This window comes from Variovorax sp. YR634, from assembly GCF_900106655.1.
Classification (GTDB): domain Bacteria; phylum Pseudomonadota; class Gammaproteobacteria; order Burkholderiales; family Burkholderiaceae_C; genus Variovorax.
The window spans coordinates 218,896-236,821 of sequence record NZ_FNOL01000002.1 but is presented as its reverse complement, the minus strand read 5'-3'; the positions used below and the strand labels follow the sequence as shown (position 1 = coordinate 236,821).

Below are 17,926 nucleotides of genomic sequence, written 5' to 3'. Positions count from 1 at the left end.
CGGCCGGGCTCCCGCATGAAGGTCGTCGGTTTTGCCGGCTATTCGGGCGCGGGCAAGACCACGCTGCTCGAGCGCCTGATTCCGGCGCTCAAGCGGCTCGGCCAGCGCGTGTCGGTGGTCAAGCATGCGCACCACAAGTTCGACATCGACCATCCGGGCAAGGACACCTACCGCCATCGCGAGGCCGGCGCCTTCGAGGTGGTCGTGGCGTCAGACAAGCGGCTGGCCGTGATGCGCGAATTCGAAGTTCCCGTTGAACTCAGCGTGCACCAGTTGCTGGCCGAGGTGCACCCGGCGGCCGACTGGGTGCTGGTCGAGGGCTTCCGGCACAGCGACGTGCTCAAGATCGAGGTCTGGCGCGAGCCGGAAGCGGGCGAGCCTTCGCGGCCCGTGCTGTACACCAACGATCCCTTCGTCACCGCCGTGGCCACCGACGCGCCGGCCAGCCTGCCGTCGCCGACCGAACGGCCGCTGTTCGACCTCAACGACGCCGAGGCCATTGCGAAGTGGTTGATCGACAGCGGCGACCGCTTCGAATACAACCCCGATCACCATGGCTGAATCCCCCGTTCCTTTTTCCGCTTCTTCTTCGCGCCCGCCGCTGATGCCTTTGGACGAGGCCATCGCGGTCCTGCTCGCGAAGGCGCAGCCGAAGCTGCCCACCGAAAGCGTCGGCACCTTCGACGCCGACGGCCGCGTGCTGGCGCAAGACCTCGTCTCCGGCCTCACGGTGCCGCCGCGCGACAACAGCGCGATGGACGGCTATGCCGTGCGCATCGCCGACTGCGTCGCGCCGGGCGCCGAGCTGACAGTGGCGCAGCGCATTCCTGCAGGCACTGTCGGCACGCCGCTCGCGGCCGGCACCGCGGCGCGCATCTTCACGGGTGCACAGATCCCGGAGGGGGCCGACGCGGTCGTGATGCAGGAAGACACCACGGCCACGCCGCAGGAAGGCAGCCTGGGCTCGGTGCGCATCGCCATCGTTCCGGCGGCCGGGCAGTGGATTCGCCGTGCCGGCGAAGACGTGGCCTCCGGTGACGTCGTACTGAAGCAGGGCGAACGCCTCACGCCAGCCGCACTCGGCCTCGCGGCCAGCGTCGGCTTTCACAAGCTGCAGGTGGCCCGCAAGCCGCGCGTGGCCATGCTCTCCACCGGCGACGAGCTGGTGATGCCCGGCGAGGTTGCGCCTGACGCGATGAAGCCCGGCGCCATCTACAACTCGAACCGTTTCTTCATGCGGGCCCTGCTGCACCGCCTGGGCTGCGAGGTGAACGACCTGGGCATCGTACCCGACGACCGCGAAGCCACCATCGCCGCGTTGCGCAACGCGGCTGAGGCCAGCGATCTGATCATCACCACCGGCGGCGTCTCCGTCGGCGAGGAAGACCATATCCGCGCGGCGCTGCAGTCGCTCGGCGAGCTGCAGCTCTGGTCGCTGTCGATGAAGCCCGGCAAGCCTTTTGCCTATGGCTCCATTGCGCGCAGCAACGGGCAGGGCGCATGTCATGTGACGGGGCTGCCCGGCAATCCGGTGTCGAGCTTCCTCACATTCCTGATGCTGGTGCGGCCCTTCCTGCTGACGCTGCAGGGTGCCACGCGCGTCGCGCCGGAGGCGGTGAAGATGCGTGCCGATTTCGACTGGCTGCGTGCCGACAAACGCCGCGAGTTCCTGCGCGCGCGGCGCAATGCGGCCGGCGGCCTCGACCTGTTCGGCAACCAGAGTTCGGGCGTGCTCACGTCGATGGTCTGGGGCGACGGCGTGGTCGACAACCCGTCGGGCCAGACGATCAAGTCGGGCGACACCGTCAACTTCATTCCGTTCGCATCGCTGCTGGGCTGAATTCCGTCATGAAGGTCCAGGTCCGTTATTTCGCCTCGGTGCGCGAGGCACTTTCCAGCAGCGGCGAAACCGTCGACACGCAAGCCGAAACGCTGTCGGCCCTGCGCGACGAACTCATCGCCAGGGGCGGCGCCTACGCCACCGCGCTTGCGCGCGGCAAGGCGGTGCGGATGGCGCTCGATCAGGCCATGAGCGACGAGGCCGCCGCCTTGAGCGAAGGCTGCGAGGTCGCTTTCTTCCCGCCTGTCACGGGCGGTTGAGCCGGGCATCCAGCGCCACGAGGCGCTCGCGCAGGCCGTCGGACGCGCGGGTCATCGGCGAGCGCAACTCGTCGCGCATTTCGCCCATGTGCGCCAGCAATGCCTTCAGCGGGCCCGGGTTCGGTTCGGCAAACAGCATTTCCACCAGCGGCTGCAACGCCTGCCATTCGGCGCGCGCCTCGGGCAGCCGGTTTTCCGCAAGCAGGCGCACCAGCCGGACGAAGCGGCGCGTCTGCACGTTTCCGCTGGCCGCGATGGCGCCTACGCCGCCTTCGGCCATGGTGCCGAAGATCTGGTGGTCTTCGCCCGTCAGCACCTGCAGCCGCCCGTCGGCGATCACAGCGCGCGTCTTGGCCATGTCGCCGCCGCAGTCCTTGATGCCGCGAATGCGCGGATGCCCGGCCAGCGTCAGCAGCGTGTCGCGGGCGATGGTGACGCCCGTGCGATAGGGAATGTCGTAGACCAGCACCGGCACCGTGCTCGCATCGGCGATGGCGCGGAACCATTCGAGCAGGCCGGCCTGCGACGGGCGGATGTAGTTCGGCGCGGACACCAGAAGGCCCGCCAGCGGGCGTTCCGAGAGCTTGCGCGCCCAGGCCGTGGCCTTGCCCAGGTGGTAGCCGGAAATGCCCATGACGACCGGCAGGCCGCAGGCCGCTTCCAGCACGGTGTCGAGCACGGCCAGTTGCTCGGCCTCGTCTAGCGCGGCGGCCTCGCCAGTGGAGCCGCAGGGCACGAAGCCCGTCACGCCGTCGTCGGCGAGCCGCCGGGTCAGCGCGGCGAGGGCGGCATGGTCTACCGCGCCGTCGCGGAACGGTGTGACGAGGGCCACCCAGAAGCCGGAGAAGTCAGGGGTGGTGGAGCTTGGTTGTTGATGAGGCACGCGGGTTTCCTTTCAGGAATCGACCGATGGAAAGAACCACCGTCCGATGCGCGCGAAACCCATGAGGGGCCAAAAAAACCTTGGCAGGTTCCGTCGCTCATCCGACGACGGAACCTCGGCTCCGGTCAGACGAGCTTTGGTTTTTTGGCTTTGTTGCTGCCTTGGCGCGCGCGGCGGCCTTCGGGGTGCGAAGGCACCGGGAAGAGCGTGGCGGGACAAGGCATTGCGGCAGTCTATCGCGATGCCACAATTCGGACATGAGCGTTGCGCGTGTTTCGATCCAGACGGCCGATTTCGACCTTTCGCAGGAGGTTGCCGCGTTGCGCGACGGCGACAAACGCGTGGGCGCCGTCTGCAGCTTCGTCGGCACCGTGCGCGACCGCAACGACGGCAGCACCGTCGCCTCGATGGAGCTGGAGCACTACCCCGGCATGACCGAAAAGGCCATCGAAGCCATGATCGACGAGGCGCACAGGCGCTTCGACATCCTCGGCGCGCGCGTGATCCATCGCGTCGGGCTGCTGCAGCCGCTGGACCAGATCATGATGGTGGCGGTGGTGTCGGCGCACCGCGGCCAGAGCTTCGAGGCCTGCGAGTTCCTGATGGACTATCTCAAGACCCAGGCGCCGTTCTGGAAGAAAGAGCAGACGCCCGAAGGCGCCCGCTGGGTCGATGCGCGCGTGGCCGACGACGCGGCGCTGGCGCGCTGGGGCATCAGGGCCCCGAATGCCTGAAGACGCTCAGAGGGGCTTGAAGCCGCTCGCCTGGATGATCCGCTCCCAGGTCTGCGTGTACGTGCGCACGCGGCCCGCGAACTGGCCCTGCGGCTCGTAGCCGACCGTCAGCCCCATCGTCGTGAGCTTCTGCTTCACGTCAGGCATCGCCAGCACCTTCTGCAGCGCATCGCCGTACTTGTCGATGATCGGCTGCGGCGTGCCCACCGGCGCGAAGATGCCGTAGTAGGGCAGGTCTTCCAGGTTCGAGAAGCCCAGCTCGGTGAAGGTCGGCACGTTCGGAATCACGGCCTGGCGCTTGGCGCCGATGGAGGCCACGATGCGCACCTTGCCCGCCTTGTGGTTCTCGATGAAGTCAGGCACCGAGGCGATGCCTGCGGTGATCTGGTTGCCCAGCATGTCGGCCGTCATCGGCGCGCTGCCGCGGTAGGGCGCGGGCTGCACGTCGATCTTGTACTTGTCCGAGATCATCTTCACCAGGAACTCGGGGATCGAGGCCGGCGCCGGGATGCCGATGGTTTCCTTGCCGCCCTTCTGCGTGCGGACCCACTTCACGTACTCGTCGATGCTCTTGGCCGGCGTGCCGCCCGACACCGCCAGCACGTTGGCGAAGGTGGCGAAGCCGGCCACGGGCACGAAGTCGGTGGCGGGGTTGAAGCCCGGGTTCTTCACCACCTGCGGCAGGATCGAGATGGTGTGGTCGTGCGACAGGAACAGCGTGTGGCCATCGGCCGGGGAAGACTTCAGCACCGTTGCGGCAATCTGCCCACCCGCGCCGGCGCGGTTCTCGACCACCACGGGCACGCCCAGCACATCCTTGAGTTTTTCGCCCAGCGTGCGTGCAATGGCGTCGGTGCCGGCGCCGGCGGGGAAGCCCACGAGCAGGCGGATGGGGGTGCCGCTTTGCGCTTGCGCAAGGCCGGACAGGCCCATGGTGGCTAGAAAGAGGCCCACGCTGATCGCCCGGCGCACCGGTTGAACGCGCTGCATTGAAAAAACCATGATCGACTCCATTCGAGAGAGGGAAATGCCTACGGGCAGGGGAAACGGATCTTGTGCAATAGCCGTGCCCACGGCACCGGCGTAGCCGGCAGCCTTGAATCGTGCCCGAACAGCCCTATTTTGGATGCAGGAATACCACCATGCGACAAGACAAACTCACCACCAAATTTCAGGAAGCGCTGGGCGATGCCCAGACGCTCGCGCTGGGCAGCGACAACGCCTACATCGAACCGGCCCACCTGCTGGTCGCGATGCTGCGCCAGGACGACGGCCCGCGCGCCCTGCTGGAGCGTGCCGGCGTCAACGTACCTGGCCTGACGCAGGCGGCCGAGGCCGCCATCAAGAAGCTGCCGCAGGTGCAGGGCCACGACATCGTCCAGGTCGGCCCCGAACTGGGCAAGCTGCTCCAGGCCACCGAAAAGGAAGCCCTCAAGCGCAATGACCAGTTCATTGCTGGCGAACTTTTCCTCCTGGCATTGGCCGACAGCAAGGCCGACATCGGCAAGACCGCCCGCGAAAACGGCCTGAGCCGCAAGTCGCTCGAAGCCGCCATCGACGCCGTGCGCGGCGGGCAGGGCGTGAACAGCGCCGATGCCGAAGGGCAGCGCGAAGCGCTCAAGAAATACACCATGGACCTGACCGAGCGCGCCCGCCTGGGCAAGCTCGACCCAGTCATCGGCCGCGACGAGGAAATCCGCCGCGCCATCCAGGTGCTGCAACGCCGCACCAAGAACAACCCCGTGCTCATCGGCGAACCCGGCGTGGGCAAGACCGCCATCGTCGAAGGCCTCGCACAGCGCATCGTTGCGGGTGAGGTGCCCGATTCGCTCAAGGGCAAGCGGGTGCTGTCGCTCGACATGGCTGCGTTGCTGGCTGGTGCCAAGTTCCGCGGCGAATTCGAAGAGCGCCTGAAGACCGTGCTGAACGAACTCGCGAAGGACGAAGGCCAGACCATCGTCTTCATCGACGAGCTGCACACCATGGTCGGCGCCGGCAAGGCCGAAGGCGCGATGGATGCGGGCAACATGCTCAAGCCGGCGCTTGCGCGCGGCGAGCTGCACTGCGTGGGCGCCACCACGCTCGACGAATACCGCAAGTACATCGAGAAAGATGCCGCGCTGGAGCGCCGCTTCCAGAAGATCATCGTGGGTGAGCCCAGCGTCGAGGCCACCATCGCCATCCTGCGCGGCCTGCAGGAAAAATACGAAGTGCACCACGGCGTGCAGATCACCGACCCGGCCATCGTGGCCGCGGCCGAGCTGTCTGACCGCTACATCACCGACCGCTTCCTGCCCGACAAGGCCATCGACCTGATCGACGAGGCCGCGGCCAAGATCAAGATTGAGATGGACTCCAAGCCCGAGGTCATGGACCGACTCGATCGCCGCCTGATCCAGCTGCAGATCGAGCGCGAAGCCGTGCGCCGCGAAAAGGACGAGGCCTCGCAGAAGCGCTTTGGCCTGATCGAGGACGAGATCGAAAAGCTGCAGAAGGAAATTGCCGACTACGACGAGATCTGGCAGGCCGAGAAGGCCCAGGCCCAGGGCAGCGCACAAGTGCGCGAAGACGTCGACAAGATCAAGTTCCAGATCGAAGAGTGGAAGCGCAAGGGCGACTTCAACAAGGTCGCCGAGCTCCAGTACGGCCAGCTGCCCGCGCTCGAAAAGCGCTTGAAGGAGGCCGAGGCCAGCGAGGCGAACAAGGGCAAGTCCAGCGCGCCCACGCTGCTGCGCACCCAGGTCGGCGCGGAAGAAATCGCCGAGGTCGTGGCGCGCGCCACCGGCATTCCGGTTGCCAAGCTGATGCAGGGCGAGCGCGACAAGCTGCTCGTGATGGAAGACAAGCTGCACGAGCGCGTGGTCGGCCAGGACGAGGCCATCGGTGCGGTCGCCAACGCGATCCGCCGCTCGCGCTCGGGCCTTTCCGATCCGAACCGCCCGACCGGCTCGTTCCTGTTCCTCGGCCCCACGGGCGTGGGCAAGACCGAGCTGTGCAAGGCGCTCGCGGGCTTCCTGTTCGACAGCGAAGACCACCTGATCCGCATCGACATGAGCGAGTTCATGGAGAAGCATTCGGTCGCGCGCCTCATCGGCGCGCCGCCGGGCTACGTGGGCTATGAAGAGGGCGGCTACCTCACGGAAGCCGTGCGCCGCAAGCCCTACAGCGTGGTGCTGCTCGACGAGGTCGAGAAGGCCCACCCCGACGTGTTCAACGTGCTGCTGCAGGTGCTCGACGATGGTCGCCTTACCGACGGCCAGGGCCGCACCGTGGACTTCAAGAACACCGTGATCGTGATGACGAGCAACATCGGCTCGCCCATCATCCAGGCCATGGTGGGCAAGCCTTCCGAAGAGATCAAGGAGGCGGTGTGGGACGAGCTGAAGAACTACTTCCGCCCCGAGTTCCTGAACCGCATCGACGAGACGGTCGTGTTCCACGCGCTCGACGCGAAGAACATCGAATCGATCGCGGCGATCCAGCTCAAGGTGCTGAAGGCGCGGCTCGCGAAGATGGATCTGGGGCTGGAGGTGTCGCCGGCGGCGCTGGCAGAAATTGCCAAGGTCGGCTTCGACCCGGTGTTCGGCGCGCGTCCGCTGAAGCGTGCCATTCAGCAGCGCATCGAGAACCCGCTCTCGAAGCTGCTGCTCGACGGCAGCTTCGGGCCGAAGGACACGATCGAGGTCACGACCGACCCGATCCAGTCGCCGGGCAAGTTCTCGTTCGCCAAGGCCGGGGAACCAACGGCGGCGGCTTCGGCCTAAAGTTGGATGATGAACTTCATTTTTCGCGTCATTCTTCTGCTCCTGGGGCTGGTTTTCGCGGCCAGCCTGGCCGTGGCGGTCATGCTGCTGGCGGCTGTGTGGGGTGTGCGCTACGCCTGGGGGCGTCTCACGGGCAAGCCCGTGACGCCTTGGGTCATGCGTTTCAACCCGCGCTCGGGCTTCGATAAATTTCGTAATGCGGCACAGCCGGCCGAACCGACCGCCGCTGACGTGGCCAATGCGCGGGCACGCGGCGAATCGGTGGAGCGCCCGGTGCGCATTCGCGGCAGCGCCAGCGACGTGACCGACGTGTCGCCGAAATCGGTCTCGCGCGGCTGAGCCACTGCTATTTCAGGCGCGACAACCCGTCGCGCCTTTCGCCGTCAGAATCGTCCTCCTGCAGCCGCCGCTGAGTGCGGCTTTCGCTTTCATCAGGAGAGACATTCCATGACATCGCGCGACATCTTCGTGGTCGGCACTGCCCGCACCGCCATCGGCACCTTCGGCGGCGCGCTGAAGGACGTGCCCAACACCCAACTGGCCACCACCGCCGTCAAGGCTGCCATCGAGCGCAGCGGCGTGGCCGCCGATGCCATTGGCCACGTGGTCATGGGCAACGTGATTCCCACCGACGTGAAGGATGCGTACCTCAGCCGCGTGGCCGCCATCGACGCTGGCTGCCCCATCGAGACGCCAGCCTTCAACGTCAACCGCCTCTGCGGCTCGGGCCTGCAAGCCATCGTGTCGGCGGCGCAGGCCATTGCGCTGGGCGACTGCGACATCGCCATTGGCGGTGGCTCGGAATCGATGAGCCGCGGCCCGTATTTCGACACCTCGGCGCGCTACGGCGCGCGCATGGGCGACGCGGTGCTGGTCGACTACATGCTGGGCATCCTGCACGACCCGTGGGAGAAGATCCACATGGGCATCACTGCAGAGAACGTGGCTGCCCGCTACGGCATCACGCGCGGGCAGATGGACGAACTGGCCGTAAGCAGCCAGCAGCGCGCGGCAGCCGCCATCGAGGCAGGACGCTTCAAAGAGCAGATCGTTCCAGTCGAAGTGAAGACGCGCAAGGGCATCGTCTTGTTCGACACCGACGAGCACGTGCGCGCCGACACCACTGTCGAGACGCTCGCGAAGATGAAGCCCGCTTTCAAGAAGGACGGCCTCGTCACCGCCGGCAACGCCTCGGGCATTAACGACGGCGCCGCCGCCGTGGTGCTGGCAAGCGGCGAGAGCGTCAAGGCGCGGGGCCTGAAGCCGCTGGCGCGCCTGGTCGGCTACGCACACGCCGGTGTCGAGCCCGCATACATGGGCATCGGCCCGGTGCCGGCCACGCGCAAGGTGCTGGAGCGCACCGGCCTGAAGGTGAGCGACTTCGACGTGATCGAGTCGAACGAAGCCTTCGCGGCGCAGGCCTGCGCGGTCATCAAGGAGCTGGACTTCGATCCGGCCAAGGTGAACCCGAACGGCTCGGGCATTTCATTGGGCCACCCGGTGGGCGCGACCGGCGCGATCATCACGACGAAGGCGATTGCGGAGCTGCATCGCACGGGTGGACGCTATGCGCTGGTGACGATGTGCATCGGCGGCGGCCAGGGCATTGCCGCCGTCTTCGAAAGAGTCTGACCCACATGCTCCGTCCGCCCATCCTGCTCGACCCCGACGAGGTCGACTTCAGTGCCATCCGGGCGCAGGGTGCGGGCGGGCAGAACGTCAACAAGGTGTCGAGCGCGGTGCATCTGCGCTACGACATCCACGCCAGCTCGCTGCCGGCCGACGTGAAGGAACGGCTGCTCGCGCTGCGCGACAGCCGCATCACGCAGGAAGGCGTGTTCGTGCTGAAGGCGCAGCAGCACCGCACGCAGGAGATGAACCGCGCCGACGCGCTCGCGCGCCTGCAGGCGGTGATTGACAGCGTGGCTACGCCACCGCGCGTTCGGCGCGCCACCAAGCCGACCTACGGTTCGAAGCAGCGCCGGCTCGAAGGCAAGAGCCAGCGCGCGCAGATCAAGAACCTGCGCGGGCCGGTGCGGGACTGAGCGCGCCAGCGCCGCCGCGCAGCCGGCGGATCTGCAGGCCGACGCCGATCAGGTACAGCACGAGCAGCACGCCGGTGATCGCCTTGAGCTCCGGCGCGTCGGCGTTCGGCAGCAGCGGGGCGCCGAGCGGCAGGCGCGTCAGCGTTTCGGTGAAGGCCGGAATCCAGTGGAACAGGAAGCTGGCCGAGAACGCGATGGCCTCGACATAGCGCGCCGACTTGCCGAAGAGCACGCCCCGGCCCGCGAGCGTGCCCACGGCCAGCGCCAGCAGCGTGATGATGCCCAGCGCATGCGGCTTGCCGAAGCCGCCATGCTGGAAGATGCCGAAGCCCGTGAGGCAAGTGAGCACGGTGGTCCACACGAAGACCTGGCCGAGCCCGGTGCGCATCGTGATCTCCTTGTAGCGGAACAGGGCCAGCAGCCCTGCGGCGACGGCGATCAGGCTGATCGCGGTATGAACTGTGCCCAGGGACGTGAGTCCCAGCCATCCTGTCGGTGCCATGCGGATCCCCTCGTTGTTCGTGGTGCGGCATTTTGGCGCGTTGCATCAAATTTGTGGAATCTGGGATGAAATGAGTGCAAAAGGCCCTGCTTTACGGACCTGAAACATCTCCCAAGCACAATCGTGGTCATGAGAAGGCTCTTTTCGCGCGCCGTGCTGGCTGCGCTCCTGCTTGTGCCGGCCGCGGCGCTCCTGACCGGCTGCGGTCCGGGAGTGGCGGCGCAGCAGACCGCGAGCGCCGCGCCGGCCCCCGAGCTCAAGTGGGAAGAGCTGATTCCCAAGAGTTGGGACCCGACCAAGCGCTACCGCAACATCAGCCTCGAGGCGCTGCGCGACAACGACCCGCGCGCGATCCAGATGCTCGACGAGATGCGCGCCGTCTGGGACAACGCACCAGTCAACGTGGCGCTGGACGACAAGCCGGCCAAGCTGGCGGGTTTCGTCGTGCCACTCGACAGCACGCAGGACGGCATCCGCGAATTCCTGCTGGTGCCGTATTTCGGCGCCTGCATCCACACCCCGCCGCCGCCCGCCAACCAGATCGTGCACGTGATCGCGGCCACCACCGTGAAGGGCCTGCACGCGATGGACACGGTGTACGTCAGCGGCACGCTGAAGGCGGCGCGCTATTCGTCGGTGGACATGGGCGTGAGCGGCTACGAGATCAAGTCGGCCGCGGTCGAGCGTTTCGTGGCCAAGCAGCCGCAGTAAGCCGCGCCGGCCGCGCAGCTCAGGCCATGCGCTGCGACAGAAAGTCCAGGAACGACGTGATCCGCGCTGTCAACTGCGTGTTGCGGTAGTACACCGCGTTGACCGGCTGGCGCACGTCCGCTGTTTCTTTTGCCAGCACCTGCACCAGCGCGCCGCTCGCGCGGTCGGCACCCGTCATGAAATCCGACAGGCAGACGATGCCTACGCCGGCCAGCGCCAGCTGGCGCAGCGTTTCGCCGCTCGACGCCATCAGCGTCGGCGCGATGTTCCATTCGTCGCCGTGCACGCCGCGCAGGGGCCAGCGGTTCAGCGACTCGGGCTGGGTGAAGCCCAGCAGCGCGTGCTCGGCCAGGTCGGCCACCTTGCGCGGCTTGCCGTGCGCTTCGAGGTATGCCGGGCTCGCGAGCACGCGCAGCCGGTGCGTGCCCAGTGGCCGCGCATGCAGCGTGGAATCGCGCAGCGGCCCGATGCGGATCGCGATGTCGGTGCGGCGCTCCAGCAGGTCGATGGGCAGGTCGTCGGTGTCGAGTTCGAGGCTGATCTGCGGGTAGAGCCTTCGAAACTCCGGCACCAGCGGCACGATGGCGTGCAGCATGAAGGGCGAGGCCGCGTTCACGCGCAGCCGGCCGGCCGGCTGCTGGCGGCGCGCGGCCATCTGCTCTTCGGCGTCGTCGATGGCATCGAGGATGGCGCGCGTGCGCTGCAGGAAGGCCGCGCCTTCTTCCGTCAGCTCTAGCCGCCGCGTGGTCCGGCGCAGCAGCGTGGTGTCGAGCTTCTGTTCGAGCCGGCTCAGCGCGCGGCTGATGCCCGAGACCGTTTGCGCCAGCTGCTCGGACGCAGCCGTGATCGAGCCCGTGTCCACCACCGTACGGAACGCGACCAGTTCTTCGATGGTGGTCTTCATGGGCGCTGGCGGGTCAGGCTTCTGCTTCCTGCACCGCGGGTATGCCGTCGATGCGCGGCATCAGCGCCGCGAGCGCTTCGCCGTCGGTGCGGTAGCTGAACAGCATCGGCCCGGGCGCCAACAGGCCGGCGCGCTCCAGCACCTGCATCGCGGGCAGCTTCAGGCCGCTCAGGTGCAGGCGGATGCCCTTGGATTCCATCATCCGGCGGATCGAGCCGAACACCTCCGCGCCGGTGATGTCGATGCGGTTGATGGGCTGCGCGAACAGGCACACGTCGGTGAGCTCGGGCCGCTCGGCCAGCGCCACGGTGAGCGCGCGTTCCAGCGTGGAGGCCGAGGCGAAGTCGAGCTCGGCATCCATGCGCAGCGCATAGAGCTGCGGCGCCAGCGGCGGCAATTTCCAGAGGTTGCGGTCGCGCAGGCTGCCGTCGGGGTGCAGGCCCACTTCGATGATGCGCGGGTGCAGGTGCCGGTACATGTAGTGCGCCAGGGCGGCCAGCAGCCCGCCGAGCACGCCCCAGTAGATGCTGGGCGCGGTCGCGATGGTCAGCACGAAGGTACCGAAGGCAATGCCCGCCTCGATGCGCGAGATGCGCCACAGCGCGGTGAAGCTCGCCGGCTTCACCAGCCCGAGGATGGCCGTGACCACCACCGCAGCCAGCACCGCCTGCGGCACGTGATACAGCAGCGGCATCAGCCACAGCAGTGCGCCGGCCACGACGACCACGCTGAACAGCGTGGCCCAGCCGGTCTGCGCGCCCGCATAGAGCGTGATGGCCGAGCGCGAGAAAGACGAGCTGGTGGGAAACGCACCCGTGAAGCCCGAGGCCAGCTTGGCCAGGCCCTGGCCGATGAGGTCCTGGTTTTCGTTCCACAGCGTGCCGGCACGCGCGTTGTCGACCTTGGCGCTCGATGCGGTTTCAAGAAAGCTCACCAGCGTGATCATCAGCGCCGGCAGCACCAGCGCGCTGAAGGTGCTCACCGGCAGCAGGCCGGGCCAATAGAACGAGGGCAGGCCCGAAGGCAGGCTGCCCACCACCGCGCCGCCGCGCAACGCGTAGTCGATGACCCAGCTGATGGCGGCAGCGCCGGCCACCAACGCCATCGTGGTCGGAAAGCGCGGCAGCATGCGCTTGCCCAGCCACAGCACCGCGATGCTGCCGAGCCCGAAGGCAATGGCCACGAGGTCGGGCAGCGGGCCGCCCTGCAGTACCTGCGGAATGGTACGCCCCGTGAAGCCGAGCAGCGCGGGCAATTGCGAGATGGCGATCAGCACCGCCGCGCCCTGCGTGAAGCCGATGAGCACCGGCGAATTGACCAGCCGCAGCAGCCAGCCGAAGCGCCCCGCGCCCAGCACGATCTGGATCGTGCCCGACATCAGCGTGAGCCACACCGCCATTGCCACCCACTCGGCACTGCCCGCCACCGCCAGCGGCGCGAGCGAGGCGCCGACCAGCAGGCTGGTGAGCGCCGTGGGCCCGACCGACAGCCGCTGCGACGAGCTGAACATCACTGCGATCAGCGCCGGGAACAGCGCCGCGTACACGCCCGTGACCAGCGGCATGCCCGCCAGTGCCGCATACGCCACGCCTTGCGGAATGACCATCAGCGCCACGGTGATGCCAGCCATCGCCTCGTTGCGCAGCAGCGCGGCGGAAGGGCGCGGCCAGGCGAGACAGGGAACCCAGCGCGCGAGGCGCTGGCGCAGGGAGGGAGAGGGGGCAGCCGGGGTCATGGAGATTTGCGGGCGCACTGGGGAAAACTGCAAACGCATGCGCGGTGCGCCGCGCGGGAGCGATGTGGAATGCGGGTCGGGATCAGATCAGCGAACTCGCGTTCTTCAGAACGTAGTCGCAAGCCTTTTCCTTCACCTTCGACGACAGGCCCTTGAAGTTCAGCGACTTGCCGTCGCCGCCCTGCAGCAGGCCCTTGGCGCCGCTGGCGAAGCCGGTTTCCTGCTTCTTCTGCCCGGTGATCCTGGCGAGCAGCTTGTCTTTCACCGAGGCCGCGTCGCCGCCCAGGTAGTTGTTCTTCACGCAGTACTGCAGCACGCCGGCTGCGTTGCCCATGGTGCTGGAGCCGATGGCGGGCATCTTGAAGCCCAGGTTGCTGCCGAGGCTGCCGAGCGCAGATCCGCCTGCGCTGCCTTGCGAGTTGGAGGTAGCCGCTTCGCCGGCCTTTTCCTTCAATTGGTCGAGCAGGTCGTTGGCTTGCGCCGAGGCGCCTGCCGCAAGCAGAGCCAGGGCGATGAGGGTGGAACGGGCGTGCATGGTGTCCTCCTGTCGGTCAGCGTGATGGAAAGCGGCCACCAGCATACCGGAGACTTCCATGGGCGCACCCCCTCGGTGCACGCCCGCTTGCCTGCTTACTTCGTGCGGGGCGGGCGCTTCTCGAGCAAGGGCGTGCTGGTGCCCTGCACGCCGACCAAGCCGAGCACCGTCACCAGCGAGTTCTGCGCACCCTTCCAGCCGTCGGTCACGTCGATCCACTCGGACAGCGCATGGAAGCCGCCGGTCTTGCCGCCGCCGCCGATGATGATCGCCGGGATGCCCAGCGACATCGGCACATTGGCGTCGGTGCTCGCGCCCGTCAGCAGCGTCTTGTGGCCGAAGGCGCTGTTCGCGCGCGTGGCGGCTTCGACGATGACGGTGTCTGATTGCGTGCGGCCACCCGGACGGTCGCCGATGAGCTTGGTGCTCACGCTCAGCGTGCTCACGTTCCAGCGCTTGTTTTCTTCGACCACTGCTTCGTCGATGGCGGCCAGGATCTTCTTTTCGGTTTCGAGCAGCGGCGCCATTTCGTCGGAGCGGATGTCGACCGCCATGCGGGCATCCGGCGCGATGGTGTTGACCGAAGTGCCACCGCCCACGGTGCCGACGGTGAACGTCGTCTTCGGGAAACTCGGCGTGCGGATATCGGCGATCTTGGCGATGGCGCGGCCCATGCCGTGGATGGCGCTGGGCACCTGGCCGAAGGCACCGTAGCTGTGGCCGCCCGGGCCCTTGAAAGTCACTTCGTAGCGGTGGCTGCCCGTGCCCAGCATCAGCACCGAGCCGTCTGGTGCGGGCTCCAGGCCGACCATGCCGTCGATGTCGAGGTTGTCGCGAAAGATCGCCTTGATGCCGCGCAGGTTGCCGAGCTCTTCCTCGCCGACGTTGCCTACGAACAGCAGGTCGCCCACCGTCTGGATCTTGTTGTCGTTGAGCACCTTGAGCCACGACAGCAGCACCGACAGGCCGCGCGTGTCGTCGGAGATGCCGGGGGCGTAGAGCTTGCCGTCGCGCTCCTTCACCTTCACGTCGGTGCCGGCGGGGAACACGGTGTCGAGGTGGGCCGAGATCAGCAGCTTCGGGCCGTTGCCCGTGCCCTTGCGCAGGCCGACGACGTTGCCTTCGGCGTCGATCTTCGCGTCCGTCAGGCCCAGGGCCTTCATGCGGGCGAGAAAGGCTTCGGCGCGCTTCTGTTCCTTGAAGGGGGGCGCCTCGATCTCGGTCAGCATCTTCAGGTCTTCGACCGAGCGATCGTGGTCGGCCTTGACCGCGTCGAGCAGCTTCTGGATGGCGGGTGAGGCCATCAGCTGTGTGTAGGCCTTGTCCACATCGGGCCGCACCTGCGTGGGCGTGGCCGCGACGCTGCCGCTCTGGGCGTGTACGAGGCCGGCGACCGCGGAGGCCAGGGCAATAACGAGCGGGGCGAGACGAAGCGACACGAGGCGGGGCATGGTGCGGGGATGTCCTTGTAGGCGAGCAACGCCGACGCGGCGTCTTCAGCGATTCTTACGGCTGCGTTAGCCGAGCGCTCTGGTTTAATCTTCGGCGTCGTCAGTTTTTCTAACAAAGCCCGCCATGCGCCGCCACATCCCCAGCACCCGCGCGCTGCTGATCTTCGACGCCGTGGCCCGCCACCATGGCGTGGGCAAGGCCGCGGAGGAGCTGTGCCTCACTCACAGCGCGGTGAGCCAGCAGCTGCGGCTGCTGGAGACGCAGATCGGCGTGCGGCTGGTGCAGCGCACGGCGCGCGGCACCGAGCTCACCGAAGCCGGGCGGCGCTACCACGGGCAGATTTCAGGCGACCTGCTGCGGTTGCAGAACCACACGCTCGAAGCCATGGCACAGCGCACCGACGGCCTGCGCCTGCTGGTAGGTGCGGTGCCGGTGCTGGCCGAGGGCTGGCTGACGCCGCGGCTGCCGGAATTCATCGCGCGGCACCCGGGCTGCAGCCTGCATCTACAGGTGTTCCCGACGCACCTCTACATGGAAGACATGTCCTTCGACGTGGGCGTGCAGTACGACGATGCGGTGTGGCCCGGCGCGAATGCGCTGCCGTTGATGGGCGAGTCCTGCGTGGTGGTGTGCTCGCCACAGGCAAAGGGGCGAGCGGCCATGGCGCGGGGCGATTTCCGCGCAGCGTCGCTGCTGCAACTGCGCACGCGTGTGGGTGCCTGGGAAGAGTGGTTTGAGCAGACGGCACATGCGCAGCGGCCCGAAAACCTGGTGACGGGGCACCGCTTCGACCTGTTCTCGTCGCTGGTCGCGGCAGTGCGTGCCGACCTGGGCGTGGGGCTGGTGCCCGAGTACTTCGTCGAGCGCGAGTTGCGTTCGGGCGAGCTGGTGCTGGCCTGCCCGCATCGGGCGCCGTCGAGCCGGGGCTACAGCGTGTTCGTGGCGCCGAGCCGCACGGACGATCCGTTGGTCAGCGCTTTCGTGGCATGGCTGTGCGCGGCGGCCGCACTGCCAGAAACTTTGCCTGCCTAGGCGCGGCGGAAGAGAAGCACCGAGTTCGTGCCGCCGAAGGCGAACGAGTTGCTGATGGCGGCTTCGAGCGACGGCACCGCCGTGTCGTCCTGCGTCACCAGGTTCAGCCTGCAGTCCGCATCGATCTCGCGGCAGTTGGCGTTGGGCGGCAGTTGCCGCTGGTGCAGCGCCAGCACGGTGATGAGCGCTTCGAGCGCGCCCGCCGCGCCCAGCAGGTGGCCATGCAGTGCCTTGGTCGAACTCACGCGCAGCGTGTCGAGCTCGTCGCCCCACACATCGGCCAGCGCATTGCGCTCGACCACGTCGCCGATGCGCGTGGCCGTGCCGTGGGCGTTGCAATAGCCCACGTCGCGCGGCTGCAGGCCGGCCTGGCGCAGGGCGGTGCGCAGCGCTCGGGCCTGGCCCGGTGCATCGGGCTTGGTGAGGTGGGTGGCGTCGCTGCTCAGGCCCCAGCCGGCCAGCGTGGCGTAGCTGCGGGCGCCGCGTGCGCGTGCCCGCTCGGCGGATTCGAGGATCAGGAATGCCGCGCCTTCGCCGAGCGCAAAGCCGCTGCGGTCGGTTGCGAAGGGCCGCACCGCGCCGGCCGCTTCGCCGGACTGGAAGGTAGCCAGCGTCTGCATGGCCTGCCAGGCCACGATCACGCCAGGCACGATCAGCGCTTCGCTGCCGCCGGCAATGGCGATGTCGACCTCGCCGCGCTGCACGGCCTTGGCCGCTTCGGCAATCGCGGCCGAAGAAGAAGCGCAGGCGACCGAGTAGGTGAGCACCGGGCCCTGAACACCCTGGCGCATTGCCACATGGGCGGCTGGCGCGTTGGGCATGAAGGCGGGAATGGTGAGCGGCGACACGCGGCCGTTGCCGCGGTAGGCCGCTTCGAGCGCCGCCGCGCCACCCATGCCGCAGCCGGCAAAGACGCCCACGCGCTCCGGGTCGGCGTCGGCAACGGCCAGACCCGCGTCGCGCATCGCCATGTCGGCGGCGGCCACGGCCAGCTGGCTCACGCGGTCGACACCCGCCAGCTGCAGCTTGGTGAACCAGCGGGTTTCATCGAAGGCCACGGTGGCTGCGGCGGCCGGCTTGGGCAGATCCGCAAAGATGGGCTGGATGGCCGATCGGCCCTGCAGCAGGGCCTGGAACAACGCGTCGGGCTCGCCGCCGTGCGGCGCCATGACGCCCAGTCCGGTGACTGCGACCTCGTGGTTCACGCGACTTTCGCGGCTCGTACCTTGTCGACCAGCAGCGCGAGTTCGGCCAGGGTGTCGATGCTCGCGTCCTCGTCGGGCATGGTGATGCCGAAGTGGTCTTCGATGGCGAACAGAAACTCGGCGAGGGCCAGCGAATCGAGTCCGCCGGTTTCCCGCATCGAGGCGTGGGGGTCGAGCTTCGACGGTTCGATGCCGTACTTCTCGTGGATCAGGTCCTGCAATTCCTTCAGCGAACTCATCGTGCAATGCCTGTCGTCATGTGCCGTTGATCGATTGCCACCGTGTGGTGGTTGCCATTGAATCGATCCCTTCCTCGTCGGCCAG

Annotated in this window: 19 protein-coding genes; 10 read left to right on the top strand and 9 right to left on the bottom strand. The window is 67.6% G+C overall.

Features of this window, described 5'->3' with window-relative positions:
• The first annotated feature begins 15 nt into the window (after positions 1-15).
• Genes mobB through moaD form a run of 3 tightly spaced genes read left to right on the top strand, consistent with a single transcriptional unit; the run spans position 16 to position 2,100 of the window.
• Positions 16-561, top strand: a complete 546-nt coding sequence (gene mobB / locus BLV60_RS05300) for a molybdopterin-guanine dinucleotide biosynthesis protein B (RefSeq protein ID WP_093051054.1) — start codon at positions 16-18, stop codon at positions 559-561.
• Entirely contained in the window at positions 554-1,840 is a 1,287-nt protein-coding gene (gene glp / locus BLV60_RS05295) for a molybdopterin molybdotransferase MoeA (protein ID WP_093051051.1), read from the top strand. Before mobB ends, glp begins: the two co-directional genes overlap by 8 nt.
• Before the next feature lie 8 nt (positions 1,841-1,848).
• Entirely contained in the window at positions 1,849-2,100 is a 252-nt protein-coding gene (gene moaD / locus BLV60_RS05290) for a molybdopterin converting factor subunit 1 (protein WP_093051047.1), read from the top strand.
• Here the strand turns inward: moaD and dapA are convergent.
• Positions 2,087-2,983, bottom strand: coding sequence for a 4-hydroxy-tetrahydrodipicolinate synthase (gene dapA, locus BLV60_RS05285; RefSeq protein ID WP_093051044.1), 897 nt, complete (start codon positions 2,981-2,983; stop codon positions 2,087-2,089). The two genes, moaD and dapA, sit on opposite strands and share 14 nt — an antisense overlap.
• Positions 2,984-3,240: 257 nt before the next feature.
• Here dapA and BLV60_RS05280 point away from each other — a divergent pair, with 257 nt between their 5' ends.
• Positions 3,241-3,717: a molybdenum cofactor biosynthesis protein MoaE gene (locus BLV60_RS05280; RefSeq protein WP_093051040.1), complete on the top strand. Its 477-nt coding sequence runs from the start codon at positions 3,241-3,243 to the stop codon at positions 3,715-3,717.
• A 6-nt stretch (positions 3,718-3,723) separates the two neighbouring features.
• Here BLV60_RS05280 and BLV60_RS05275 read toward each other — a convergent pair whose 3' ends face one another.
• On the bottom strand, positions 3,724-4,719 hold the full coding sequence (locus BLV60_RS05275) for a Bug family tripartite tricarboxylate transporter substrate binding protein (protein WP_093051835.1): 996 nt from the start codon (positions 4,717-4,719) through the stop codon (positions 3,724-3,726).
• Between the two features lie 140 nt (positions 4,720-4,859).
• On the opposite strand from BLV60_RS05275, the gene clpB reads away from it, so the two are divergent.
• The 4 genes from clpB (at position 4,860) to arfB (ending at position 9,526) form a co-directional block, all read left to right on the top strand.
• On the top strand, positions 4,860-7,481 hold the full coding sequence (gene clpB / locus BLV60_RS05270; protein WP_093051037.1) for an ATP-dependent chaperone ClpB: 2,622 nt from the start codon (positions 4,860-4,862) through the stop codon (positions 7,479-7,481).
• A gap of 9 nt (positions 7,482-7,490) precedes the next feature.
• A complete protein-coding gene (locus BLV60_RS05265) occupies positions 7,491-7,820 on the top strand; it encodes a hypothetical protein (protein WP_256216808.1) in 330 nt (109 codons plus the stop codon).
• Between the two features lie 108 nt (positions 7,821-7,928).
• Complete coding sequence (locus tag BLV60_RS05260) at positions 7,929-9,113, top strand: acetyl-CoA C-acyltransferase family protein (RefSeq protein WP_093051031.1); 1,185 nt, start codon at positions 7,929-7,931, stop codon at positions 9,111-9,113.
• A gap of 5 nt (positions 9,114-9,118) precedes the next feature.
• Positions 9,119-9,526 (top strand): alternative ribosome rescue aminoacyl-tRNA hydrolase ArfB, encoded by a 408-nt coding sequence (arfB, locus tag BLV60_RS05255; protein ID WP_093051028.1) that lies wholly within the window; start codon positions 9,119-9,121, stop codon positions 9,524-9,526.
• Here arfB and BLV60_RS05250 read toward each other — a convergent pair.
• A complete protein-coding gene (locus tag BLV60_RS05250) occupies positions 9,495-10,028 on the bottom strand; it encodes a DUF2306 domain-containing protein (protein WP_093051025.1) in 534 nt (177 codons plus the stop codon). The genes arfB and BLV60_RS05250 overlap by 32 nt on opposite strands.
• A gap of 129 nt (positions 10,029-10,157) precedes the next feature.
• Here BLV60_RS05250 and BLV60_RS05245 point away from each other — a divergent pair, with 129 nt between their 5' ends.
• Positions 10,158-10,739 (top strand): DUF3299 domain-containing protein, encoded by a 582-nt coding sequence (locus BLV60_RS05245; RefSeq protein ID WP_093051022.1) that lies wholly within the window; start codon positions 10,158-10,160, stop codon positions 10,737-10,739.
• A gap of 19 nt (positions 10,740-10,758) precedes the next feature.
• On the opposite strand, the gene BLV60_RS05240 is transcribed toward BLV60_RS05245, so the two are convergent.
• The 4 genes from BLV60_RS05240 to BLV60_RS05225 all read right to left on the bottom strand — a co-directional run bounded on the left by BLV60_RS05240 (position 10,759) and on the right by BLV60_RS05225 (position 15,364).
• Positions 10,759-11,643, bottom strand: coding sequence for a LysR substrate-binding domain-containing protein (locus BLV60_RS05240; protein ID WP_093051019.1), 885 nt, complete (start codon positions 11,641-11,643; stop codon positions 10,759-10,761).
• A gap of 13 nt (positions 11,644-11,656) precedes the next feature.
• On the bottom strand, positions 11,657-13,378 hold the full coding sequence (locus BLV60_RS05235; protein ID WP_093051015.1) for a SulP family inorganic anion transporter: 1,722 nt from the start codon (positions 13,376-13,378) through the stop codon (positions 11,657-11,659).
• A gap of 82 nt (positions 13,379-13,460) precedes the next feature.
• Positions 13,461-13,913: a DUF2501 domain-containing protein gene (locus BLV60_RS05230; protein WP_256216807.1), complete on the bottom strand. Its 453-nt coding sequence runs from the start codon at positions 13,911-13,913 to the stop codon at positions 13,461-13,463.
• A gap of 95 nt (positions 13,914-14,008) precedes the next feature.
• On the bottom strand, positions 14,009-15,364 hold the full coding sequence (locus tag BLV60_RS05225; protein WP_093051009.1) for a M20/M25/M40 family metallo-hydrolase: 1,356 nt from the start codon (positions 15,362-15,364) through the stop codon (positions 14,009-14,011).
• A gap of 124 nt (positions 15,365-15,488) precedes the next feature.
• Between BLV60_RS05225 and BLV60_RS05220 the strand changes: the two genes are divergently transcribed.
• Entirely contained in the window at positions 15,489-16,397 is a 909-nt protein-coding gene (locus tag BLV60_RS05220) for a LysR substrate-binding domain-containing protein (RefSeq protein WP_093051005.1), read from the top strand.
• On the opposite strand, the gene BLV60_RS05215 is transcribed toward BLV60_RS05220, so the two are convergent.
• Positions 16,394-17,602, bottom strand: a complete 1,209-nt coding sequence (locus BLV60_RS05215; protein WP_093051002.1) for a beta-ketoacyl-[acyl-carrier-protein] synthase family protein — start codon at positions 17,600-17,602, stop codon at positions 16,394-16,396. The genes BLV60_RS05220 and BLV60_RS05215 overlap by 4 nt on opposite strands.
• Positions 17,599-17,841, bottom strand: a complete 243-nt coding sequence (locus BLV60_RS05210) for an acyl carrier protein (protein ID WP_093050999.1) — start codon at positions 17,839-17,841, stop codon at positions 17,599-17,601. Before BLV60_RS05210 ends, BLV60_RS05215 begins: the two co-directional genes overlap by 4 nt.
• Between the last annotated feature and the right edge of the window lie 85 nt (positions 17,842-17,926).